This window comes from Streptomyces iconiensis (genome assembly GCF_028657195.3).
Classification (GTDB): Bacteria; Actinomycetota; Actinomycetes; order Streptomycetales; family Streptomycetaceae; genus Streptomyces; species Streptomyces iconiensis.
The window spans coordinates 1-21,713 of sequence record NZ_JANCPR020000076.1; the positions used below are offsets into that span (position 1 = coordinate 1).

Sequence of the window (21,713 nt, forward strand, 5' to 3'; positions counted from 1 at the left end):
GCCACATCGCGCGGCGGTGGTCGGAGACGGAGCGGGCAAGTGCGGTGACCGCGTCCATCCGGTCCCGGCGAAGCTGTTCGGCCCGTGCGTCACTGCGGTCGGTACGGGCGACGCGGTGCTGGAGGAGGCCGGAGACAAGCGCGCCGGCCAGGGTGCCTATGACAGCTACAAGACTGGTCCACATAGCAGGTGTCCTCTCAGGAAGAAGGGAAGATTCCGGCTCCCTGCGACCCCGCTCGTACGGCCAGGCCGGACGAGCGGGAGAGGCAGCCGCCGCAGCACACGAGGCACTGCGGAAAGGTCGGATTCGGTGAAGCCGCGGCACTGGGCCCGGCCTCGGAGCGCGTCATCATCACTGCTCTGACGCGACAGCAGGGGCGGCGCGCACGGGATAACACCCCTGGTAGGGGGCGTGGTCAGAGCCAGTGCGGCAGAAGGTCGCCCGACGAACATCACCCGGTCGTCACGGAGGCAGGGACTCTCACCCCGCCGATTCAGGTCTCTGTTGAGTTGTCAACGAACAGCCACTCCGACGAACTGCGGTCTGACGCCCTCCGAAGAAGGAGCCCGCCGGGTGGTGCCTTGTGAATAGACTGGACCGGTGGACCGGTCCAGTCAACCACTGCGTGTCCAACACGAGACCGTGAGTGATTGAAATGCCGAGGTGGAAGCATTAATTGCCAAATAAAAAAGCTGAACCGGTGGACCGGTCCAGCCTCCTCATTCGGGTTAGCGCCTACATCGAGTAGGTCTCCACGTGCTCATGCAGGGCGCCCGGTGTGACGCCTTCCTCGCAGACCAGCGGGCGGCCTTCTTGGTCGTAGGCGGTGTGGAGCACTACGGCCACGGCGGTCGTATCCGTCAGCGCGAGGTGCTGACGCTCCTCCTCCGTGGCCAGGCGCACCGTGGTCACGTCCACACCTTCGGCGGGGAATCGGCCAGTTTGCCGACGCACGTAGCGCGTGGTCCCCTCAGCGATCGGCGCCGTCTGCGCCAGGCGCGGCGAGTGTTCCGCAACGTCGGGCGGAAACCATGCCTGTACGTAGCTGTGCGGACTGCCGTCCGGCTGTTGCAGCACGCGAACTCGCCGCAGCGCCTCCGTGTCAGCGTCCATGCCGAGACTTGTTGCTACGTGGGCGGGCGGCGCTACCCAGTCAGGAGTGCCTACGCGAAGGAACGGCATGCCGCCGGTCACGCGTGCTGACCCTGCCCGGCGGCCTCCCGCCGGCCTGGCGACCGGGGTTTCCGAGACGACGAACCCTGTTCCCTGCCGGGCTACGACCACGCCGTCGTTCCGGAGGGTGTCCACGGCCTTGATGACGGTGGCGCGCGACACAGACCACTGTTCGGCCAGGTCTCGCCCGGAGGGGATCGTCTCGCCGGGCGCGAACTCCCCTGCCGCGATCCGAGAACGCAGGGACTCCGCGATTTCCTCGTACTTCAGCAGCGCCATGGCTCCCCTATCAGTGGGTTGGGGGTGGACTGGTCCACCGGTACACAGGATACTGCGGCTATGTCGAAACCAGAGCTGGCGCCCGAGATCGAGCGGTTCTACTCGCAGACGGTTGATGAGGGCGACCGCCTGCGTACGTCGGCAGACGGACGCCTTGAGCTGCTTCGCACGCAGGAACTGATGCGGCGGTTCTTGCCGGAGCTCCCGGCCCGCGTCTTGGATGTCGGCGGTGGGACTGGCATCCATGCCGAGTGGCTAGCCGATGACGGGTACGAGGTGGAGCTGATTGACCCGGTGGCGCGGCATGTCGAACAGGCGGCGAAGTTCTGTGACGCCCGACTCGGGGATGCCCGTCACCTCACCGCTACGGATGGAACCTACGACGTGGTGCAGTTGCTCGGACCGCTGTACCACCTGCCGGACCCAGCCGACAGGCACGCCGCGCTGAGCGAAGCGCGACGTGTGGCGAAGCCGGGGGGCCTCGTAGCTGCCGCTGCCATCAACCGGTATTCGTCCATTTTCGAGCACGTCAGCTATGCGCATCTCCACACCGAGCGCATGCAGGCTTCGATCTCCTCCATCCTCCGCACGGCTGTCTACGACGGAAGTCGCGGCTTCACGCTCGCCTACTTCCACCGGGCGGAGGAGCTTGCTGAGGAGATGCGGACCGTGGGCCTGCGTGACGTTGCTGTCTTCGGCGTCGAGGGGCCGGCGTGGTCGCTCCTCAAGACAGCAGAGCAGCAGCCGGGGCCGGGGCCGACAGACGACCTGTTCGCATCCGTGCTGACGGCCGCCCGTCTGGCTGAGCCTTACCCCGAACTCCTCGCGGCCAGCTCGCACTTCCTTGCGGTTGGGACAGTTCCAGGCGGCGAGTCGTAACCGAGTGGAGAAGAGGGCCAGCCGTCCGGCGAGGGGCCGTGTGGGGCTAGCGTGGGGCAACGACGCGTGCAGGTGGTTAGACTCCAGGTGAAGACAGACGCACAGCGAAGACTGTAAATCTGCCGGCTTAGCCTTCCTAGGTTCGAATCCTAGCGCCGCCACAGAGGAGAAAGATGGCCCTCCATCGCATCACAGCGATGGAGGGCCATTTCTCTTGCCCGTGCCCGGACGGCGCCCCGGTGCCGCGCCGGAAAAGCACCGCCGGGCCGCCTGAGAAAGGCTCCCCGCCGTGACGGCGCCGGGCGATGGCGTCCCCGTGCGACGGCCCCTCGGCATTCTCTGGGCCCTGGTCCCGCTCCTCTCCGCCGGCACCCTCGGCTGGCTCCCCTTCGCCGTCCGGGCCACCGTGCACCGCAGGACCGCCGACGCGGCCACGGCGGCGGGCTACGCCGCATGGACCGTGACCGCGCTCGTCCTTCTCGACCGTTCCAGCACCGGGACAGTGGCCACCGGTCTCCTCGTCGCCCTCGTCGCGGTCTGTACGACGCACACGGCCCTGGTGAGCAGCCACGGGCCGCTGCTGCGCCAGCACGGCAGCGACCACGCGCGGGAAACGGAGCGCGCCCGCGCCGAGCGGCGGGACAGGGCACGCCGCCTGCTGGAGAGAGAGCCCCAAGTCGCCCGGGAGCTGGGCATCGGCCGCCCCGACCTGCGCGGCTCCTACGACGACGGCGGCCTGCTCGACATCAATGGCGTATCCGCACAGATCCTGGTGCGCGAGCTGGGCTGGACGGAGGCCGAGGCCGCCGACGTCACCGCGGTACGCGAACGCGTCGGCGGCTTCTCAGGCCCCGCCGAACTGCTCTCGCTCACCAGCATCGCCCCGCCCCGCATCGACGCCGCCGCATCCCGTCTCGTCTTCTCCACGGCCTGAGCCACCACCCGCCCACAGGCGCGGGCATCGTATGCAATAGCCCGTAGCGGTCAGCGGTCAGCGGTCAGCGGTCAGCGGTCAGCGGTCAGTCCGTGCGTACCGCGCTGATCGCGTCGGGGATGGGCGTCTCGCCGCCCACGAGTTCGAGGGTCAGTCCGGCCGTACGGGGTTCGTCCAGCAGCGCGACCAGCACGGCGGCCACATCGTCGCGGGTCACCTCGTCGCGTCCTGTCCGCTCAGCGAGCCGTACCCGGCCCGTGCCGGTGCCGTCCGTCAGCCGGCCGGGGCGCAGGATCGTCCAGTCGAGCCCGTCCCGCTCCCGCACGGCGTCATCGGCGGCGCCCTTGGCGCGGAGGTAGTCGGCGAAGACGGGGTCCATGCCCTCGGGCGTGCCCTCCAGTGAGGAGTCGGCCGCCATGGAGGAGATGACCACGAAGCGCCGTACCCCGGCCTGCTCGGCGGCGTCGGCGAACAGCACGGCGGCGTCGCGGTCGACCGACTGCTTGCGATCGCTGCCGCTGCCCGGTCCGGCGCCCGCGGCGAAGACCGCCGCGTCGGCCGCCTCCAGGTGCCGTGCGACCTCGTCGACCGTCGCCGACTCCAGGTCGCACACAACGGGCTCGGCGCCTGCCGCGAGCAGCGTGCTCGCCTGTTCGGGGCGGCGCACGATGCCCGCCACCTCGTCCCCGCGCCCGGCGAGCAACCGCTCCAGCCGCTGCGCGATCTGACCTCGTCCACCAGCGATAACTGTGCGCATACCCCTGACCGTACGCCCCACAGGGCCCACGAGCGCGCCGGTGGTGCGGGCACCCGCGCTCTCCTCCACCACCACACGCGCACCACACGCACCACGCACGCCACCCCACGGCACCGCGCCCGAAGCCCCGTCCCGCGTCACCAACCTCCCCGAACAACACACCTAACCCTGCGACTGGCGGGGCACTCCCAGCTCGGAGGAGGGCGTGGAGGTGGTCGTCGGATCGCAGAACTCCCGTACCGCACTGGTACGTGCCACCAGCCGGCCCCTGTGGATGACGATCCGGCTGTACGCGAGGGAGAGCGCCCCGGCGAGCCCGGTGCCGCGTACCGCGAGCAACTCGGCGGGGAAGCCCGCCTCGACGCGTACCTCCGGCAGCCCCATCGCGGCACGCGCCCGGACGCTGACCGCGTCATAGGCACCCTGGACACCGGCCTCGCCGTGGGAGGCGAGCAGGTAGGCGGACTCCAACGGGTCGCCCCTGCCGACCGGGTTGGACGCGTCACGCAGCGCTCCGCTGCCCGCCGCGACCGAGACTCCCGCGGCGGCGAGCACCCGTACGGGAGCGGTACGCGAGGGCGCCGCGGGTGAAGGCCGCTCCAGCACACGGCAGTTGCCCTGCGGCAGGCACACGACGGTGACGCCGGCGGCGGCGAGCTGGTCGGCCGTACGCAGCGCGACCTGGTGCGGCAGCCGCGCGAGCCCACCGCACGGGCCGATCGAGACGGCGGGCCTGAACCCGCCGGCCGCAGCCGCCAGCCGTGTGAGCCGCGCGGGGTCGTCGCCGTCGGTGTGCAGGTCGACGGCGCACCCGTGTTCGGCGGCGACATCCAGTACGGCCTCCACATAGCCGCCGGGATCCGGGTCCAGGTCGGGGCAGCCACCGACGGCGCCCGCGCCCATCTTGACCGCGTCCCGCAGCATCGCGAGCCCCTCGGCGCCCGCGGCGCCGGTCAGCAGCCGGGGCACGGCGACGGTGGACAGTTCCACGAGCCCGCGCAGCGACCTGCGGGCCTGGAGCACGGCCTCCAGCGCCCGCAGCCCCACCACGTCCCCGACCCGCACATGCGTGCGCAGCGCGGTGGCGCCCTGTCCGAGCTGGAGCAGCGCGGCCTCCGTCGTACGCCGCTGGGTGTCGTCGGACGCGGCAGGGGAGCCGGGCCCGCGGGCAGCGCCTCCCGGGTGCGCGGCAGCTCCCGGGCGGTCGGCGCCCCCGCGCGCGCACGCGGCAGCGGGGTCGGCGTCGGCGGTCAGCGCGGTGTCGTAGTGCGCGTGCGGTTCGGCGGGCGCGGGGAGGAGCAGATAGCCGGACAGATCGACGCGGGTCCCGCCGTGCTGCCCGGCGCCGAGACTGCCGGCTGTGCCGACGGCCTCGATGCGGTCGGCGACGAGCCTGACGTCGACGGTGCGGCCGTCCGCGAGCCGTGCCCCGCACAGAACGAGCGAGTGCGGGGGAGCGGTGTTGTCGCGGGAAGGGCCGACCCGGCGAAAGGGCTGAAAGGGCTGCCCGGAATTCCTCGGTTCCTGCGGCTCGCTGTCGCTCATCTGGCTCCCACGTCGCGTGTGGGGACGAGCGTAGGGGCCCTGGTGAGCGGCGGCGGGGAGGAGGAGAATAGTCGTACTTCTGTGGTGCCCGGGCTCGTCGAGGCCGAGGTCACAGGGGATCACCGAGCGGGCGCGGGCAGTGCCGATACGGATTTCACGTTTGGCGGCCAGGCGTGTAATGTCTTCATCGCTCGCCCCAATAGCTCAGTCGGCAGAGCGTCTCCATGGTAAGGAGAAGGTCAACGGTTCGATTCCGTTTTGGGGCTCTGATGTGAGAGATCTTCCGTCGCTGGGCGGGGATCGCCACATCGTGGCGGTGTAGCTCAGTCGGTAGAGCAAGCGGCTCATAATCGCTGTGTCACCGGTTCAAGTCCGGTCACCGCTACTTCACCGACAGTAGCCGGTTGTGGGGTCGGTCCTCCGATCGGCTACTATTCCTGCGTTAAACCCGTCCGTTCGTCAAGGAGCACTCACGTGGCTGCCACAGACGTCCGCCCAAAGATCACGCTGGCCTGCGTGGAGTGCAAGGAGCGGAACTACATCACCAAGAAGAATCGGCGCAACAACCCGGACAGGCTTGAGATGAGCAAGTTCTGTCCGCGCGACAACAGGCACACTGTGCACCGCGAGACGCGCTGATCTGTCTCATGGTTCGAGGCCGTCCCCGCCTGCCGGGGTCGGCCTCGACGTGTTTCCGTACCCCTCTCTTCGCCACAGGATCCGCAGGAGGTGCCGTCGATGGCGCTCGACCAGTCCTTCGTCGGGCGGACGTATCCGCCCACCCGCCCTTTCGAGGTCGGAAGGGAGAAGATCCGGGAGTTCGCCGCCGCGATCGGTGACACCAACCCCGCCTACACCGATCCCGAGGCCGCGAAGGCACTGGGCCACGCGGAGGTGATCGCGCCGCCGACCTTCGTCTTCACGATCACCTTCCAGGAGGCGGAGCAGGTCGTCCAGGACCCGAAGCTGGGCCTGGACTACGACCGAGTGGTGCACAGGGACCAGAAGTTCACCTATGTGCGCCCCGTGCGCGCCGGCGACCTGCTTTCGGTCACCTCCACCATCGACTCGATCAAGTCCCTGGCCGGCAACGAGGTCGTAGGAGTGCGCGGCGAAGTGCACGACGCCGACGGCGACCTCGTGGTGATCGTGCACACCACCCTGGTGGCGCGCGCGGCGGAAGGAGCGTGACAAGGATGACAGCGAAGGTCGCCTACACCGATGTCGAGGCCGGCACCGAACTGCCCACGCGGGCCTTCCCCGTGGACCGTGAACGGCTCGTGCGGTACGCCGGTGCCTCCGGGGACTTCAACCCGATCCACTGGAACGAGCGCTTCGCCAAGGACGTCGGCCTCCCCGACGTGATCGCGCACGGCATGTTCACGATGGCCGAGGCGGTCAGGGTGGTCACCGACTGGGCGGGCGATCCCGGCTCCCTCGTGGAGTACGGGGTGCGCTTCACCAAGCCCGTCGTCGTTCCCGACGACGGCGAGGGCGCCGTCATCGAGGTGGCGGCCAAGGTCGGGGCCAAGCTGGACGACGAGGCCCGCACCGTGCAGGTCGATCTGACGGTCACCAGCGCCGGTCAGAAGGTGCTCAGCATGTCCCGCGCCGTGGTCAGGCTGGCCTGAGTCCCGGTTCCCCGCCCGCTCTCTCGTACTCTTGAGCGCGTGCAGGAACTCCATGACGCCCCCTCGGCCCCTCTCGTGCCCCTCGCCCCGCTGACGACGCTGCGTCTCGGTGGGCCCGCCACCCGGCTGGTGACCGCGGCAACCGACGACGAGGTGATCAGCGCCGTACGCGAGGCCGATGACAGCGGCACCCCGCTCCTGATCATCGCGGGCGGCAGCAACCTCGTGATCGCCGACGAGGGGTTCGAGGGCACCGCCCTGCGCATCGCGACCACCGGCTTCACCCTCTCGGGCAACCGGCTGGAACTCGCAGCGGGCGAGAACTGGTCGGAGGCCGTGGCCCGTACGGTCGGGGCCGGGCTCGCCGGCATCGAATGCCTGGCCGGTATCCCCGGCTCGGCCGGTGCGACGCCGATCCAGAACGTCGGCGCGTACGGCCAGGAGATCGCCAGCACGCTCACCGAGGTCGTGGCCTACGACCGGCAGACGCGGGAGATCGTCACCCTCTCCAACGCCGAATGCGGCTTCTCCTACCGGCACAGCCGCTTCAAGGCCGACCCCTCGCGCCATGTGGTGCTGCGGGTCCGCTTCGAACTGGAGGACGCGGGCGGGCTGTCGGCGCCACTGAAGTACGCCGAGACCGCACGCGTCCTGGGAGTGGAGCCCGGCGAGCGGGTGCCCGCCGCCACGGCGCGCGAGACCGTGCTCAAGCTGCGGGCGGGCAAGGGCATGGTCCTCGACCCCGAGGACCACGACACGTGGTCGGCCGGGTCCTTCTTCACCAACCCCGTACTGGGCGAGGCGGAGTTCGCCGCCTTCACCGCACGGGTGCGCGAGCGCCTCGGTGCCGAGGTGACCCCGCCCGCCTTCCCCGCGGGCGAGGGCGGCACCAAGACCTCGGCTGCCTGGCTCATCGACAAGGCGGGCTTCACCAAGGGCTACGGCCAGGGCCAGGCCCGTATCTCCACCAAGCACACGCTGGCCCTCACCAACCGGGGCGCGGCCTCCACGGCCGACCTTCTGACACTGGCCCGCGAGGTGCGCGACGGGGTGCACGCGGCCTTCGGTGTCCGGCTCACCAACGAGCCCGTGACGGTCGGCTGCGCGCTCTGAGCCGCCAACCGCGGCTCAACCCGCGACGCACACCACCTGCTTGACCGTTTCCGCTTCCCCCGCCATGACCAGCATCGCCTCGGCGACATCGGCGCGGGAGATCTTGTGACGGCGCGGTACGCCGCCGCCGTACCGCCGTTCCCACCCTCCGGACAGCGGCCCGTCGGTCAGCTGCGGCGGCCTCACGATCGTCCAGTCCAGGGAACTGTCACTGATGACCTGCTCCATGACGGTCAGGTCGGCGTACACGTCCTTGAAGACGCGCCGCACCAGCGGTGACAGGACCGTCCGGTAGAACAGGCCCTCGCCCTCCGGGTCGGGGCCGACCGGTACGGCGCTCACCGCGAGGTACCGGTGCACGCCCTCCGCCTCAAGTGCGCGCAGGATGGCGCGCGTTCCCTTCGAGGCGATCCCCGCGCTCTTGTTGTTGGGCGCTCCGAGCGCCGACAGCGCGATCTCGCTGCCCGCGACAGCAGGGCGCAGCGCCTCGGAGTCCGTCACCTCCGCCGTCGCCACCTCCAGCCGTTCGTGCCGCACGGGCAGCCGGTCGGGATTCCGCACGACGGCCGTGACCTTGTGCCCCGCGTCCAGTGCCTGCCGTACGAGCTGTTGTCCTGTGCCGCCTGTGGCGCCGAAGACCGTGATCCGCATGAGACCGTTCCCTTCCCCGAAAGGGTGGGTGAGTGTTCACTCACCTCTAGAGTGAGTGTATGCCCACCCCGAAGTCAACGCGCCGGCCCACCCGTGAGCGCATCATCGACGCCGCCGAACACCTGTTGCGCACGAAGGGCCTCGCCCGCACCACCACCAAAGTGATCGCCCGCGAGGCGGGCTGCTCCGAGGCCGCGCTCTACAAGCACTTCACGGGCAAGGAAGAGATCTTCATCCACGTACTGCGCGAGCGGCTGCCCCGCCTCAACCCGCTTCTGGACGAGCTGAGCAAGGACGCGGGCGACCAGGGGGTCGAGCGCAACCTCACCGCCGTCGCCGAGCACGCCGCGCTCTTCTACGAGCAGAGCGTCCCGATCGCCGCCTCCCTGTACGCGGAACCCAGCCTCAAGCGGCGGCACTTCGAAGGCGTGCGCGAGCTGGGCGCCGGGCCGCGCGTGCCCCTGAAGGCGCTCGCCGCCTATCTGCGCAGCGAGCGCGAGCGCGGCACCATCCGCGCTGACGCCGACCCCGACGCCGCCGCCGCGCTCCTCCTGGGTGCGTGCTCCCAGCGCGCCTTCCTCTACGACTTCGCCGAGGGCGAGCGCCCCGAGCAGCCGTTGGACGAGTTCGTCACGCAACTCGTCCGCACGCTGATGCAGGGACTCAACGAGGCACAGGGCCCTGCCGCAGGGCCGGCCTAGCTAGTCGGCCGGCCTCGCTAGCCGGGAACGGCCGCCAGCCAGGCGTCGATGTCCGCGAGCACGCCCGCCCGTACGCCCTCCGGCATCGAGGCGCCGCGCACCGACTGCCGTGCCAGCTCCGCCAGTTCCTCGTCCGAGAACCCGTGCGCCTCCCTGACCAGCGTGTACTGCGCGGCCAGCCGCGAGCCGAACAGCAGTGGGTCGTCGGCGCCGAGCGCCATCGGCACACCGGCCTCCCACAGCGCGCGCAAGGGGATGTCCTCGGCCTTCTCGTAGACCCCCAGCGCGACATTGGAGGCCGGGCACACCTCGCAGGTCACCCCACGCTCCGCCAGCCGCGCCAGCAGCCACGGGTCCTCGGCCGCCCGCACCCCGTGTCCCACACGTGTGGCGCGCAGATCGTCCATGCAGTCCCGTACGCTGCTCGGCCCCGACAGCTCGCCTCCGTGCGGCGCTGCCAGCAGCCCGCCGTCCCTGGCGATGGCGAAGGCCCGGTCGAAGTCCCGTGCGAAGCCGCGCCGTTCGTCGTTGGAGAGCCCGAAGCCGACGATGCCCCTGTCCTTGTAGCGCACGGCGAGCCGCGCGAGCGTACGGGCGTCCAGCGGGTGCTTCATCCGGTTCGCCGCGACCACGACCCGCATCCCGAGCCCAGTGTCCCGCGAGGCGCTTTCCACGGCGTCCAGAATGATCTCCAGCGCCGGTGAGAGCCCTCCGAGCAGCGGCGCGTACGAGGTGGGGTCGACCTGGATCTCCAGCCAGCGCGAGCCGTCCCGTACGTCCTCCTCGGCGGCCTCGCGCACCAGTCGCTGGATGTCCTCCGGGGCGCGCAGGCAGGACCGCGCGATGTCGTACAGCCGCTGGAACCTGAACCACCCGCGCTCGTCCGTCGCGCGCAGCTTCGGAGGCTCGCCCCCGCTCAGCGCCTCGGGCAGGTGCACGCCGTACTTGTCGGCGAGTTCGAGCAGCGTGCCAGGACGCATCGACCCCGTGAAGTGCAGGTGCAGATGGGCTTTCGGCAGCGTACGGGGGTCCCGCCCTCCGGAAGAGTGCAACATCCCAAGATCCTGCCGCATGCGATGGTCCTACGGGTAGCGGGTTCCCTGAACGGGGACTTGCCCGAACGCGTCAGCAGAAACGGCTGGTGCCCGGGCAACCCCGGGCACCAGCCGTGAACCGTTGGTCAGCGCGCGCTCAGTCGCGCGCTTCCGCCAGCAGCTTCTGAATCCGCGAGACACCCTCGACCAGGTCCTCGTCGCCCAGCGCGTAGGAGAGCCGCAGATAGCCCGGAGTGCCGAACGCCTCACCCGGTACGACGGCGACCTCGACCTCTTCCAGGATCACCGCTGCCAACTCGACACTCGTCGCGGGCCGCTTGCCCCGGATGTCCTTGCCGAGCAGCTCCTTGACCGACGGGTACGCGTAGAAGGCGCCCTCGGGCTCCGGGCAGAACACACCGTCGATCTCGTTGAGCATCCGCACGATCGTGCGCCGCCGCCTGTCGAAGGCTTCCCGCATCGTCGCGACGGCCTCCAGGCCACCGGAGACGGCGGCCAGCGCGGCTGCCTGCGAGACGTTGCTGACGTTGGAGGTCGCGTGCGACTGGAGGTTCGTCGCCGCCTTGACCACGTCCTGCGGGCCGATGATCCAGCCCACCCGCCAACCCGTCATGGCGTACGTCTTGGCCACGCCGTTGACGATCACGCACTTGTCGCGCAGCTCGGGCACGACCATCGGCAACGACGCGCTGCGGCCGTCGGCTTCGGCGCGCGCTGCGGCTTCCCCGTACACCAGGTGCTCGTAGATCTCGTCCGTCAGCACCCACAGCCCGTGCCCCGCGGCCCAGCGGCCGATCTCCTCGACCTGCTCACGCGGGTAGACGGCGCCGGTCGGGTTGGACGGCGAGACGAACAGCAGCACCTTCGTCCGCTCGGTGCGCGCGGCCTCCAACTGCTCGACGGACAGCCGGTACCCGGTCGTCTCGTCCGCCACGACCGGCACCGGCACACCGCCGGCGAGCTGGATGGACTCCGGGTACGTCGTCCAGTAGGGCGCCGGCACGATGACCTCGTCGCCCGGGTCGAGCAGCGTGGCGAACGCCTGGTAGATGGCCTGCTTCCCGCCGTTGGTGACGAGCACCTGGGAAGCCTCTACCTCGTACCCGGAGTCGCGCAGCGTCTTCGCGGCGATGGCGGACTTCAGTTCGGGGAGTCCGCCCGCGGGGGTGTACCTGTGGTTCTTGGGTTCGCGGGCCGCGGCGACTGCCGCGTCGACGATGTAGTCGGGCGTCGGGAAGTCAGGTTCCCCGGCGCCGAATCCGATCACGGGCCGTCCGGCGGCCTTGAGCGCCTTCGCCTTGGCGTCGACGGCCAGCGTGGCGGACTCGGAGATCGCGCTGATGCGGGCCGACAGGCGCCGCTCTGAGGGGGACTGTGCAGGGGGAGTCGCAGCGGTCATACACGCATGTTCCCAGACCCGGGAAAGCGGGGGCACACGGGTTTGCGCACTCCGGCGCCGCTTCCTGTTCGACGCCCGCGCACTGAGCACGTACACTCACACGTCGTTGGCCCTCAACCGTCATCACAAGCGCGCACTCCATGCAGCCGTGTGGATGCGGTAGGTTGGGGGAAACACAAAGGGTCGTAGCTCAATTGGTAGAGCACTGGTCTCCAAAACCAGCGGTTGGGGGTTCAAGTCCCTCCGGCCCTGCTACACACACGTCACCAGGGTGTGTGCTTGCTTACGTACTGCAACTAGTTGTCATACACCGAATTGCACCGCCGTGCGGCCGGGCCGGACGCCGCAGGGCACACGACCCGGATCAGGTGAGGACGAGTGACGGAGATCACGGACACCACCGAGGTCCCCGAACCCGGAGGGTCGTCCGAGGGCAAGAAGCCTCGTAAGGGCGGAAAGCGGGCGAAGAAGGGGCCAATGGCCCGGCTCGCACTCTTCTACCGCCAGATCGTCGCGGAGCTCCGCAAGGTCGTCTGGCCCACGCGGCAGCAGCTTTCGACGTACACAGGCGTGGTGATCGTCTTCGTGATCATCATCATTGCCCTGGTGTTCGTGATTGACTATGGGTTGACCGAAGTAATGAAGTACGTCTTCGGCTGACCCCTTACCGCGGGACCGCGCCGTGCGGCGCTTTCCGCGTGTTCGACCCCTTGAAGCCAGGAAGAAGCAGCCACCGTGTCTGAGCCGAACCTGAACGATGCCGTCGAGCCCGCAGAGGGTGACGACACGGCGCGCGACATCGTCGAGGCAGCGGACAGCAGCGTCGACCGCGCGGAAGCTGCCGAGACCCTCGTGCCCGAGACCGCCGCTGACACAGCGGAGGCTCCCGACGCCGACGGCGGGCCCACCGAGGCCGACGCCGAAGAGGCCGCGGGGACCGATGCCGACGAGTCCGAGGCCGTAGCCGAGCCCGGCACGGCCGAAGAGGCCGACGCAGCCGACGAGTCCGAGGCCGCCGACGAGGCGGCCGAGACCTCGGAGGCCGCCGCTGAGCCCGAGGCCGATGTCGAGGAGGAGCAGGAGCAGGCCGACCCCGTCGCCCAGCTCCGTGAGGAGCTCCGTTTCCTCCCCGGCGAGTGGTACGTCATTCACACCTACGCGGGTTACGAGAACCGCGTGAAGACCAACCTTGAGCAGCGCGCCGTCTCGCTGAACGTCGAGGACTTCATCTTCCAGGCCGAGGTGCCGCAGGAAGAGGTCGTCCAGATCAAGAACGGCGACCGCCGCACCGTCCGCCAGAACAAGCTTCCCGGCTACGTGCTCGTGCGGATGGACCTGACCAACGAGTCCTGGGGCGTTGTCCGCAACACCCCGGGCGTCACCGGCTTCGTCGGCAACGCCTACGACCCGTACCCGCTGACCCTCGACGAGATCGTCAAGATGCTCGCCCCTGAGGCGGAGGAGAAGGCGGCCAAGGCCGCTGCGGCCGACGAAGAGGGCAAGCCCGCCGGCGGCCCCGGCCGCAAGGTCGAGGTCCAGGTGCTCGACTTCGAGGTCGGCGACTCGGTCACCGTCACCGACGGCCCCTTCGCGACCCTCCAGGCGACGATCAACGAGATCAACGCCGACTCGAAGAAGGTCAAGGGCCTGGTCGAGATCTTCGGCCGCGAGACCCCGGTCGAGCTCAGCTTCGACCAGATCCAGAAGAACTGAGTTCTTCGCACAACCCAGCTTCCGGACAGGTCAGGAAGGCGCTTTCAGCCCTCCTGACCTGCTCGGTTTCAAGCCGCACGACAGTTAGGGCTATCGTTGTGCGGTATGCCTCCGCCCGGGTGTAGGGCGGAGGACGACTCACCTCTCACTAGGACCCGGAGAGAGCATGCCTCCCAAGAAGAAGAAGGTCGCGGGGCTGATCAAGCTCCAGATTCAGGCCGGCGCCGCGAACCCGGCCCCGCCGGTCGGCCCTGCGCTGGGCCAGCACGGCGTCAACATCATGGAGTTCTGCAAGGCGTACAACGCCGCGACCGAGTCGCAGCGTGGCTGGGTGATCCCGGTGGAGATCACGGTCTACGAGGACCGTTCCTTCACCTTCATCACCAAGACGCCGCCGGCCTCCAAGATGATTCTCAAGGCCGCAGGCATTGAGAAGGGCTCTGGCGTTCCGCACACCAACAAGGTCGCGAAGATCACCCGCGACCAGGTGCGTGAGATCGCCACCACGAAGATGCCCGACCTCAACGCCAACAACATGGACGCCGCCGAGAAGATCATCGCCGGTACCGCCCGTTCCATGGGTGTCACCGTCGAGGGCTGACCGGTAGCCGGTAGTCCGGCCCCGTCCCGAATCGCCGTGGAAGGGCCACGCGCTGGCCCGTACACCACGACTCCATAACGTCAGGAGCAGCAGTGAAGCGCAGCAAGACTCTCCGCGACGCGGACGCGAAGATCGACAAGACGCGTCTGTACGCGCCTCTTGAGGCCGTCCGCCTCGCCAAGGACACGTCCACGAAGAAGTTCGACGCGACCGTCGAGGTCGCCATGCGCCTGGGCGTCGACCCGCGCAAGGCCGACCAGATGGTCCGCGGCACCGTCAACCTCCCGCACGGCACCGGTAAGACCGCCCGGGTCCTGGTCTTCGCGACCGGCGACCGTGCTGCGGCTGCGGAAGCCGCAGGCGCCGACATCGTCGGCTCCGACGAACTGATCGAGGAGGTGGCCGGCGGCCGTCTCGACTTCGACGCCGTCGTCGCCACCCCGGACCTCATGGGCAAGGTCGGCCGCCTCGGCCGCGTGCTCGGTCCGCGTGGTCTGATGCCGAACCCGAAGACCGGCACCGTCACCCCGGATGTCACCAAGGCCGTCACCGAGATCAAGGGCGGCAAGATCGAGTTCCGCGTCGACAAGCACGCGAACCTCCACTTCATCATCGGCAAGGCGTCCTTCGACGAGACTCAGCTCGTCGAGAACTACGCCGCTGCCCTTGAGGAGATCAACCGGCTGAAGCCGTCGGCGGCGAAGGGGCGTTACATCAGGAAGGCCACCTTCACCACCACGATGGGCCCCGGCGTCCCGGTCGACGGGAACCGCACCCGCAACCTCCTCACCGAGGAGGACCCGGCGGCGGTCTGATCCGTACCGGTTCCGAAGGCCGGTGTCCCACCCTCTTCCGAGGGCGGGGCACCGGCCTTCGCCGTATCCGGAACCCTCCCGCCGCACCACGCGTCCCTGCCGTTACGTAGGGTGCTGCTCATAACGGTATGGACGAGCACAGCTCATGAATCGGGGGGTCAATCCCGTGCGGAAGACTCAGATAGCCGCTGCTGCGGCCGGAATCGCGCTTATGGCGGGTCTCACAGCCTGCGGCAGCGACGGCGGCAGCGACGGAGACAAGGCCGGAAGCGGCGGCGGCAAGAAGGAAGGCGGCTCGCTGGCCCAGGGGGCCATGGCGGCGCTCCAGAAGGCTTCCACGAACACAGAGAAGCAGCAGTCGGCCAAGGCTGACGGCGTTCAGAAGCAGACCGTGCAGGGCAAGTCCATCGAGTCCAAGATGAAGGGCTCCTTCGACTGGTCCTCGCAGGGCATCCAGGGCAACGCCGAGATCACCATGGACGGCGCCGGCGCACAGGGCGCCGGCGGCGGCCAGGCCACACAGGCCCGGTACCTCTCGGACGCGATGTACATGAAGATGGCCACGCCCGTGAAGGGCAAGCAGTGGCTCAAGTACGGCTACGACGCCATGGCCGAGAAGGGCGGCGCCTCGGGCGCCATGCTCAAGGACCAGCTCCAGAACAACAATCCCGCGCGTTCCGTACAGCTCCTGCTGGCGAGCGGCAAGGTGAAGTCGGTGGGCAGCGAGACGGTACGCGGCCAGAAGGCGACGCACTACACCGGCACGCTCAAGCTCTCCGAGCTGGTCAAGATGCAGTCCAAGGACCTCAAGGAGTCGGACAAGAAGGCCCTGGAGCAGCAGTTCAAGCAGCAGGGACTGGAGAAGGAGAAGATCGACCTGTGGATCGGTGAGGACGATCTGCTGGTCAAGAAGCGCGAGGCGGCCAAGTCCAGCAACGGCGGCTTCGACAACACCGTCTTCTACTCCGACTACGGCACCAAGGTCGATGTGACGGCTCCGCCCGCCGGGCAGACCATGAGCTTCGAGGAGGCCATGGCGGGCGCCGGTCCCAGCTGACCCTCCTGCTTCGGCTCCGGCCTTGTGCGTACGGCCCCTTGGGCGGATTTGCCGCTCACGGGGCCGTTCGCGTAGTCTCAACGAGAAGCCAAAGACCGCTGGTCGTCGCCGTGCGCACGCATAGCGCTCGGTGACCGAAGGATCCGTGAGGAACGGGCGACCCGCGTAGGTGATTGAGGAAGAACTCCCGTAGTGCTGTCTGCACTTCGGTGTAGTCACGCCCCATGCGCCTGCGCTGGGGCGTTTCGTATTTCCGAGCCCCTTCCGAGCGGTCCTCATCACCCGGAAGGAGGCCGAGGCTCATGGCGAGGGATCAGGTCGCGCCGGACAAGATCGAAGCGGTCGCTGAGATTACGGACAGGTTCCGTAACTCCAGCGCAGCTGTGGTCACCGCGTACACCGGACTCTCCGTGGCACAGCTCAAGGAGCTGCGCCGTTCGCTCGGTGAGAACGCTCAGTACCGTGTGGTGAAGAACACGCTGACCAAGATCGCGGCCAATGAGGCCGGGATCAGTGAGCTCGACGAGTTTTTCGAGGGCTCGTCGGCCGTCGCCTTTGTGACCGGTGACCCGGTCATGGCGGCGAAGGGTCTCCGTGACTTCGCCAAGGACAACCCCGCCCTCACGATCAAGGGCGGCATCGTCGACGGTGCGCTGTACGGCGCCGACGACCTCAAGAAGCTCGCGGACGTCGAGTCCCGCGAGGTGCTGCTCTCCAAGCTGGCCGGTGACATCAAGGCGACCATGGCCAAGGCCGCGGCGACCTTCGAGGCCCCGCTCACGAAGTTCGTCCGCACTGCGGACGCCCTTCGCAGCAAGGTCGAGGAGCAGGGCGGTGCCGATACTCCGGCTCCCGCCGAGGCCGAGTAGTCAGCCCCACTCGGTCGCAGCGGGCCCGTAAGCCCGCCGAATTATTGATCCGGCACCAGCCGATTTAGAGGAAGGACCGCCGCCATGGCGAAGCTCAGCCAGGAAGACCTGCTCGCGCAGTTCGAGGAAATGACCCTCATCGAGCTCTCGGACTTCGTGAAGAAGTTCGAGGAGAAGTTCGACGTCGAGGCCGCCGCGCCGGCCGCCGCCGTTGTCGCGGCCCCGGGTGCCCCGGGCGCCCAGGCCGAGGCCGAGGAGGAGCAGGACGAGTTCGACGTCGTGCTCACCGGCGCCGGCGACAAGAAGATCCAGGTCATCAAGGTCGTGCGTGAGCTGACCTCGCTGGGTCTGAAGGAGGCCAAGGAGCTCGTGGACGGCACCCCGAAGGCGGTCGTCGAGAAGGTCTCCAAGGACGCCGCCGAGAAGGCCAAGGAGGCCCTTGAGGGCGCCGGCGCCTCGGTCGAGGTCAAGTGAATCTGACTCTCTGAGTCTCGCGCCGTGCGTCATGCGCGGTGCCGCTTCCACCCCCGCACGGGTGGGACAAGCAGCGAAGGGCGATCACCCACACGGGTGGTCGCCCTTCGGCGTCCCTGTGACGCTTGCGCCGTCCGGACGCGGCGGCGGGTATGGTGATCTTCGTTGCCACTGGGGGCCTTGACGAACGGCACGCAGCGCGCAATTCTCGGGACGCGTCGTCACATCGATCCTGGATCCGAGGCATGGATCGAAGACGAAGCGGGAAGTGTTGCGGCAAGCGAGAAGTGCTGCGGCACGGGAGTGTCCGCCCCGGCGTATCGAGGCCGTCGGGACGGTGACGGAAGCAGAAGAACAACCGCAGGAGGTGGAGACCGGGGCGTGAGCCGGTTTCCTGAAATCCGGTCTGGACATCAGTGTGCCTTGTGGCTACACTGACCCTTTGCGCTGCCTTTTAGCTGCCCCCTGCCCGTCACCAGGGGCACCGGTATGCGTGTAGAGAGTCCGAGCCCTCGGAAGGACCCCCTCTTGGCCGCCTCGCGCACTGCCTCGACTGCCAATTCGAACAACGGCGCCAGCACTGCCCCGCTGCGTATCTCTTTTGCGAAGATCAAGGAGCCCCTCGAGGTTCCGAACCTTCTCGCGCTCCAGACCGAGAGCTTTGACTGGCTGCTCGGCAATGACGCCTGGAAGGGTCGCGTCGAGGCCGCTCTGGACAGTGGACAGGACGTCCCCACCAAGTCCGGTCTGGAGGAGATCTTCGAGGAGATCTCTCCGATCGAGGACTTCTCGGGATCGATGTCGCTGACCTTCCGCGACCACCGCTTCGAGCCGCCGAAGAACTCGATCTACGAGTGCAAGGAGCGTGACTTCACCTACGCCGCTCCGCTCTTCGTCACCGCAGAGTTCACCAACAACGAGACCGGCGAGATCAAGTCGCAGACTGTCTTCATGGGCGATTTCCCGCTCATGACCGACAAGGGCACCTTCGTGATCAACGGCACCGAACGTGTCGTCGTCACGCAGCTCGTCCGCTCGCCGGGTGCCTACTTCGACAGCTCCATCGACAAGACGTCCGACAAGGACATCTACTCCGCCAAGATCATTCCGTCCCGCGGTGCCTGGCTGGAGATGGAGGTCGACAAGCGCGACATGGTCGGTGTGCGCATCGACCGCAAGCGCAAGCAGTCGGTCACCGTTCTGCTCAAGGCCCTCGGCTGGACGACCGAGCAGATCCTTGAGGAGTTCGGCCAGTACGAGTCCATGCGCGCCACCCTGGAGAAGGACCACACCCAGGGGCAGGACGACGCGCTGCTCGACATCTACCGCAAGCTGCGTCCGGGCGAGCCCCCGACACGTGAGGCCGCGCAGACGCTGCTCGAGAACCTCTACTTCAACCCGAAGCGCTACGACCTGGCCAAGGTCGGCCGGCACAAGATCAACAAGAAGCTCGGTGGCGAAGAGCCGCTGAACTCCGGCGTGCTGACCACCGCGGACATCATCGCCACGATCAAGTACCTGGTGAAGCTGCACGCGGGGGAGACCGAGTCGCAGTCGGCCGAGGGCGACACGATCGTCATCGAGACCGACGACATCGACCACTTCGGCAACCGTCGTCTGCGTAACGTGGGCGAGCTGATCCAGAACCAGGTCCGTACGGGTCTCGCCCGTATGGAGCGCGTCGTGCGTGAGCGCATGACCACTCAGGACGTCGAGGCGATCACGCCGCAGACCCTGATCAACATCCGGCCGGTCGTCGCCTCCATCAAGGAGTTCTTCGGCACCAGCCAGCTGTCGCAGTTCATGGACCAGACGAACCCGATCTCGGGTCTCACCCACAAGCGCCGTCTCAACTCGCTCGGCCCGGGTGGTCTGAGCCGTGAGCGGGCCGGCTTCGAAGTCCGTGACGTGCACCCCTCGCACTACGGCCGCATGTGCCCGATCGAGACGCCGGAAGGGCCGAACATCGGTCTGATCGGCTCGCTCGCTTCGTACGGCCGCCTGAACGCGTTCGGCTTCGTCGAGACGCCGTACCGCCGGGTCGTCGAGGGCACCGTCACCGATGAGGTGCACTACCTCACGGCTGACGAGGAGGACCGCTTCGTCATCGCCCAGGCGAACGCGCCGCTCACCGAGGAGATGCTCTTCGCCGAGGAGCGGGTGCTCGTTCGCCGCCGTGGTGGCGAGGTCGACCTGATCCCCGGCCACGAGGTCGACTACATGGACGTCTCGCCGCGCCAGATGGTGTCGGTGGCGACCGCCATGATCCCGTTCCTGGAGCACGACGACGCCAACCGCGCGCTCATGGGATCGAACATGATGCGCCAGGCGGTGCCGCTCATCAAGAGCGAGTCGCCGCTGGTCGGCACCGGCATGGAATACCGCTGTGCGGTCGACGCCGGTGACGTCATCAAGGCCGAGAAGGACGGTGTCGTCCAGGAGGTCTCCGCGGACTACATCACGGTGGCCAACGACGACGGCACGTACACGACCTACCGCGTCGCCAAGTTCACCCGCTCCAATCAGGGCACCTCCTTCAACCAGAAGGTGCTCGTCGACGAGGGTGCCCGCGTCGTCGAGAACCAGGTGCTGGCCGACGGCCCGTCCACCGAAGAGGGCGAGATGGCCCTCGGCAAGAACCTGCTCGTGGCGTTCATGCCGTGGGAGGGCTACAACTACGAAGACGCGATCATCCTCAGCCAGCGGCTGGTGCAGGACGACGTCCTCTCCTCGATCCACATCGAGGAGCACGAGGTCGACGCCCGTGACACCAAGCTCGGCCCGGAGGAGATCACCCGGGACATCCCGAACGTCTCCGAAGAGGTCCTCGCCGACCTGGACGAGCGCGGCATCATCCGTATCGGTGCCGAGGTCGAGGCGGGCGACATCCTCGTCGGCAAGGTCACGCCCAAGGGCGAGACCGAGCTGACCCCCGAGGAGCGCCTGCTCCGCGCGATCTTCGGTGAGAAGGCGCGCGAGGTCCGTGACACTTCGCTGAAGGTGCCGCACGGCGAGACCGGCAAGGTCATCGGCGTCCGCGTCTTCGACCGCGAGGAAGGCGACGAGCTTCCCCCGGGCGTCAACCAGCTCGTGCGGGTCTACGTCGCGCAGAAGCGCAAGATCACCGACGGTGACAAGCTCGCGGGCCGGCACGGCAACAAGGGCGTCATCTCGAAGATCCTGCCGGTCGAGGACATGCCGTTCATGGAGGACGGCACCCCGGTCGACGTGATCCTCAACCCGCTGGGTGTCCCCTCCCGGATGAACCCGGGCCAGGTACTGGAGATCCACCTCGGCTGGCTGGCCTCCCAGGGCTGGAAGGTCGAGGGCACCGAGGAGTGGCAGCAGCGGCTGGCTGAGATCGGCGCCGACCAGGTTGAGCCCGGTACCAACGTCGCCACGCCTGTCTTCGACGGTGCGCGCGAGGACGAGATCGCCGGTCTGTTCAACGCCACGGTTCCCAACCGCGACGGTGATCGCATGGTCCTGCCCTCCGGCAAGGCGCGGATGTTCGACGGCCGCTCCGGTGAGCCGTTCCCGGAACCGATCTCGGTCGGGTACATGTACATCCTCAAGCTGCACCACCTGGTCGACGACAAGCTGCACGCTCGCTCGACCGGTCCGTACTCCATGATCACCCAGCAGCCGCTGGGTGGTAAGGCCCAGTTCGGTGGCCAGCGCTTCGGCGAGATGGAGGTGTGGGCGCTTGAGGCGTACGGCGCCGCCTACGCCCTCCAGGAGCTGCTCACCATCAAGTCCGACGACGTCACCGGCCGCGTGAAGGTGTACGAGGCCATCGTCAAGGGCGAGAACATCCCCGAGCCCGGCATCCCTGAGTCCTTCAAGGTGCTCATCAAGGAGATGCAGTCGCTCTGTCTCAACGTCGAGGTGCTGTCGTCCGACGGCATGTCGATCGAGATGCGCGACACCGACGAGGACGTCTTCCGCGCAGCGGAGGAGCTCGGTATCGACCTGTCCAGGCGCGAGCCGAGCAGCGTCGAAGAGGTCTGACGGGTTCGGTCGGGGCCCGCTGACCAGCGGACCCCGGTCCTCCCGCGACCCCGTT

21 protein-coding genes, 3 tRNA genes and 1 pseudogene are annotated in these 21,713 nt (G+C 68.3%); 18 read left to right on the plus strand and 7 right to left on the minus strand.

All coding sequences use genetic code 11. The features are described from left to right. Both NMN56_RS40635 and NMN56_RS40640 read right to left on the minus strand, forming a co-directional pair. A pseudogene (locus NMN56_RS40635) lies at positions 1-184 on the minus strand (pRL2-23); the annotation flags it as partial. Positions 185-736: 552 nt separating this feature from the next. Continuing rightward, positions 737-1,453 carry a GntR family transcriptional regulator gene (locus NMN56_RS40640; RefSeq protein ID WP_274040364.1) on the minus strand — a complete coding sequence of 239 codons (717 nt, stop codon included), beginning with the start codon at positions 1,451-1,453 and terminating at the stop codon, positions 737-739. A 60-nt stretch (positions 1,454-1,513) separates the two neighbouring features. Between NMN56_RS40640 and NMN56_RS40645 the strand changes: the two genes are divergently transcribed. After that, entirely contained in the window at positions 1,514-2,332 is an 819-nt protein-coding gene (locus tag NMN56_RS40645) for a class I SAM-dependent methyltransferase (protein WP_274040363.1), read from the plus strand. Positions 2,333-2,648: 316 nt separating this feature from the next. Next, positions 2,649-3,266 carry a hypothetical protein gene (locus NMN56_RS40650; protein WP_274040362.1) on the plus strand — a complete coding sequence of 206 codons (618 nt, stop codon included), beginning with the start codon at positions 2,649-2,651 and terminating at the stop codon, positions 3,264-3,266. A gap of 85 nt (positions 3,267-3,351) precedes the next feature. On the opposite strand, the gene NMN56_RS40655 is transcribed toward NMN56_RS40650, so the two are convergent. Both NMN56_RS40655 and NMN56_RS40660 read right to left on the minus strand, forming a co-directional pair. After that, on the minus strand, positions 3,352-4,023 hold the full coding sequence (locus NMN56_RS40655) for an NAD(P)H-binding protein (RefSeq protein ID WP_274040361.1): 672 nt from the start codon (positions 4,021-4,023) through the stop codon (positions 3,352-3,354). Between the two features lie 162 nt (positions 4,024-4,185). Continuing rightward, positions 4,186-5,568, minus strand: a complete 1,383-nt coding sequence (locus NMN56_RS40660) for an amidohydrolase family protein (protein WP_274040360.1) — start codon at positions 5,566-5,568, stop codon at positions 4,186-4,188. 193 nt (positions 5,569-5,761) lie between these two features. Here NMN56_RS40660 and NMN56_RS40665 point away from each other — a divergent pair. The 6 genes from NMN56_RS40665 to NMN56_RS40690 all read left to right on the plus strand — a co-directional run bounded on the left by NMN56_RS40665 (position 5,762) and on the right by NMN56_RS40690 (position 8,312). Further along, positions 5,762-5,834: transfer RNA gene (locus tag NMN56_RS40665), tRNA-Thr, on the plus strand. A gap of 46 nt (positions 5,835-5,880) precedes the next feature. Further along, a tRNA-Met gene (locus tag NMN56_RS40670) sits at positions 5,881-5,953 on the plus strand. Positions 5,954-6,042: 89 nt separating this feature from the next. After that, positions 6,043-6,207, plus strand: coding sequence for a 50S ribosomal protein L33 (rpmG, locus tag NMN56_RS40675; protein WP_274040359.1), 165 nt, complete (start codon positions 6,043-6,045; stop codon positions 6,205-6,207). 99 nt (positions 6,208-6,306) lie between these two features. Continuing rightward, positions 6,307-6,759, plus strand: coding sequence for an FAS1-like dehydratase domain-containing protein (locus tag NMN56_RS40680; RefSeq protein WP_274040358.1), 453 nt, complete (start codon positions 6,307-6,309; stop codon positions 6,757-6,759). A gap of 5 nt (positions 6,760-6,764) precedes the next feature. Next, positions 6,765-7,199, plus strand: a complete 435-nt coding sequence (locus tag NMN56_RS40685; RefSeq protein ID WP_274040357.1) for a MaoC family dehydratase — start codon at positions 6,765-6,767, stop codon at positions 7,197-7,199. Positions 7,200-7,238: 39 nt separating this feature from the next. Continuing rightward, positions 7,239-8,312 carry a UDP-N-acetylmuramate dehydrogenase gene (locus tag NMN56_RS40690; protein WP_274040356.1) on the plus strand — a complete coding sequence of 358 codons (1,074 nt, stop codon included), beginning with the start codon at positions 7,239-7,241 and terminating at the stop codon, positions 8,310-8,312. A 15-nt stretch (positions 8,313-8,327) separates the two neighbouring features. Here NMN56_RS40690 and NMN56_RS40695 read toward each other — a convergent pair whose 3' ends face one another. Continuing rightward, a complete protein-coding gene (locus NMN56_RS40695; protein ID WP_274040355.1) occupies positions 8,328-8,963 on the minus strand; it encodes an NAD(P)-dependent oxidoreductase in 636 nt (211 codons plus the stop codon). Positions 8,964-9,022: 59 nt separating this feature from the next. On the opposite strand from NMN56_RS40695, the gene NMN56_RS40700 reads away from it, so the two are divergent. After that, the gene (locus NMN56_RS40700) at positions 9,023-9,664 is read left to right on the plus strand and encodes a TetR/AcrR family transcriptional regulator (RefSeq protein WP_274040354.1); all 642 of its coding nucleotides are present in this window, start codon (positions 9,023-9,025) and stop codon (positions 9,662-9,664) included. 17 nt (positions 9,665-9,681) lie between these two features. Here NMN56_RS40700 and NMN56_RS40705 read toward each other — a convergent pair whose 3' ends face one another. Beyond that, positions 9,682-10,737, minus strand: a complete 1,056-nt coding sequence (locus NMN56_RS40705) for an adenosine deaminase (protein WP_274040353.1) — start codon at positions 10,735-10,737, stop codon at positions 9,682-9,684. Between the two features lie 118 nt (positions 10,738-10,855). Then, a complete protein-coding gene (locus tag NMN56_RS40710; RefSeq protein ID WP_274040352.1) occupies positions 10,856-12,118 on the minus strand; it encodes a pyridoxal phosphate-dependent aminotransferase in 1,263 nt (420 codons plus the stop codon). Between the two features lie 179 nt (positions 12,119-12,297). Here NMN56_RS40710 and NMN56_RS40715 point away from each other — a divergent pair. The 9 genes from NMN56_RS40715 to rpoB all read left to right on the plus strand — a co-directional run bounded on the left by NMN56_RS40715 (position 12,298) and on the right by rpoB (position 21,658). Beyond that, a tRNA-Trp gene (locus NMN56_RS40715) sits at positions 12,298-12,370 on the plus strand. 126 nt (positions 12,371-12,496) lie between these two features. After that, entirely contained in the window at positions 12,497-12,778 is a 282-nt protein-coding gene (gene secE / locus NMN56_RS40720; RefSeq protein WP_274040351.1) for a preprotein translocase subunit SecE, read from the plus strand. A 75-nt stretch (positions 12,779-12,853) separates the two neighbouring features. Beyond that, a complete protein-coding gene (gene nusG / locus NMN56_RS40725; protein ID WP_274040350.1) occupies positions 12,854-13,831 on the plus strand; it encodes a transcription termination/antitermination protein NusG in 978 nt (325 codons plus the stop codon). Positions 13,832-13,997: 166 nt separating this feature from the next. Beyond that, positions 13,998-14,432, plus strand: coding sequence for a 50S ribosomal protein L11 (rplK, locus tag NMN56_RS40730; RefSeq protein ID WP_274040349.1), 435 nt, complete (start codon positions 13,998-14,000; stop codon positions 14,430-14,432). Between the two features lie 92 nt (positions 14,433-14,524). After that, positions 14,525-15,247: a 50S ribosomal protein L1 gene (gene rplA, locus NMN56_RS40735; RefSeq protein WP_274040348.1), complete on the plus strand. Its 723-nt coding sequence runs from the start codon at positions 14,525-14,527 to the stop codon at positions 15,245-15,247. Between the two features lie 166 nt (positions 15,248-15,413). Beyond that, positions 15,414-16,304, plus strand: coding sequence for an SCO4651 family lipoprotein (locus NMN56_RS40740; protein ID WP_488199820.1), 891 nt, complete (start codon positions 15,414-15,416; stop codon positions 16,302-16,304). A 302-nt stretch (positions 16,305-16,606) separates the two neighbouring features. Then, a complete protein-coding gene (gene rplJ, locus NMN56_RS40745) occupies positions 16,607-17,173 on the plus strand; it encodes a 50S ribosomal protein L10 (protein ID WP_274040346.1) in 567 nt (188 codons plus the stop codon). Between the two features lie 84 nt (positions 17,174-17,257). Then, positions 17,258-17,647, plus strand: a complete 390-nt coding sequence (rplL, locus tag NMN56_RS40750) for a 50S ribosomal protein L7/L12 (RefSeq protein ID WP_274040345.1) — start codon at positions 17,258-17,260, stop codon at positions 17,645-17,647. A 528-nt stretch (positions 17,648-18,175) separates the two neighbouring features. Further along, positions 18,176-21,658 carry a DNA-directed RNA polymerase subunit beta gene (rpoB, locus tag NMN56_RS40755; RefSeq protein ID WP_274040344.1) on the plus strand — a complete coding sequence of 1,161 codons (3,483 nt, stop codon included), beginning with the start codon at positions 18,176-18,178 and terminating at the stop codon, positions 21,656-21,658. Positions 21,659-21,713 lie beyond the last annotated feature (55 nt).

Coding starts and splice junctions, on each gene's coding strand:
- NMN56_RS40640 (WP_274040364.1), bottom strand. CDS start 1,453: ATGGCGCTGCTGAAGTACGAGGAAATCGCGGAGTCCCTGCGTTCTCGG.
- NMN56_RS40645 (WP_274040363.1), top strand. CDS start 1,514: ATGTCGAAACCAGAGCTGGCGCCCGAGATCGAGCGGTTCTACTCGCAG.
- NMN56_RS40655 (WP_274040361.1), bottom strand. CDS start 4,023: ATGCGCACAGTTATCGCTGGTGGACGAGGTCAGATCGCGCAGCGGCTG.
- NMN56_RS40660 (WP_274040360.1), bottom strand. CDS start 5,568: ATGAGCGACAGCGAGCCGCAGGAACCGAGGAATTCCGGGCAGCCCTTT.
- NMN56_RS40680 (WP_274040358.1), top strand. CDS start 6,307: ATGGCGCTCGACCAGTCCTTCGTCGGGCGGACGTATCCGCCCACCCGC.
- NMN56_RS40685 (WP_274040357.1), top strand. CDS start 6,765: ATGACAGCGAAGGTCGCCTACACCGATGTCGAGGCCGGCACCGAACTG.
- NMN56_RS40695 (WP_274040355.1), bottom strand. CDS start 8,963: ATGCGGATCACGGTCTTCGGCGCCACAGGCGGCACAGGACAACAGCTC.
- NMN56_RS40700 (WP_274040354.1), top strand. CDS start 9,023: ATGCCCACCCCGAAGTCAACGCGCCGGCCCACCCGTGAGCGCATCATC.
- NMN56_RS40705 (WP_274040353.1), bottom strand. CDS start 10,737: ATGCGGCAGGATCTTGGGATGTTGCACTCTTCCGGAGGGCGGGACCCC.
- NMN56_RS40710 (WP_274040352.1), bottom strand. CDS start 12,118: ATGACCGCTGCGACTCCCCCTGCACAGTCCCCCTCAGAGCGGCGCCTG.
- rplK (WP_274040349.1), top strand. CDS start 13,998: ATGCCTCCCAAGAAGAAGAAGGTCGCGGGGCTGATCAAGCTCCAGATT.
- rplJ (WP_274040346.1), top strand. CDS start 16,607: ATGGCGAGGGATCAGGTCGCGCCGGACAAGATCGAAGCGGTCGCTGAG.
- rplL (WP_274040345.1), top strand. CDS start 17,258: ATGGCGAAGCTCAGCCAGGAAGACCTGCTCGCGCAGTTCGAGGAAATG.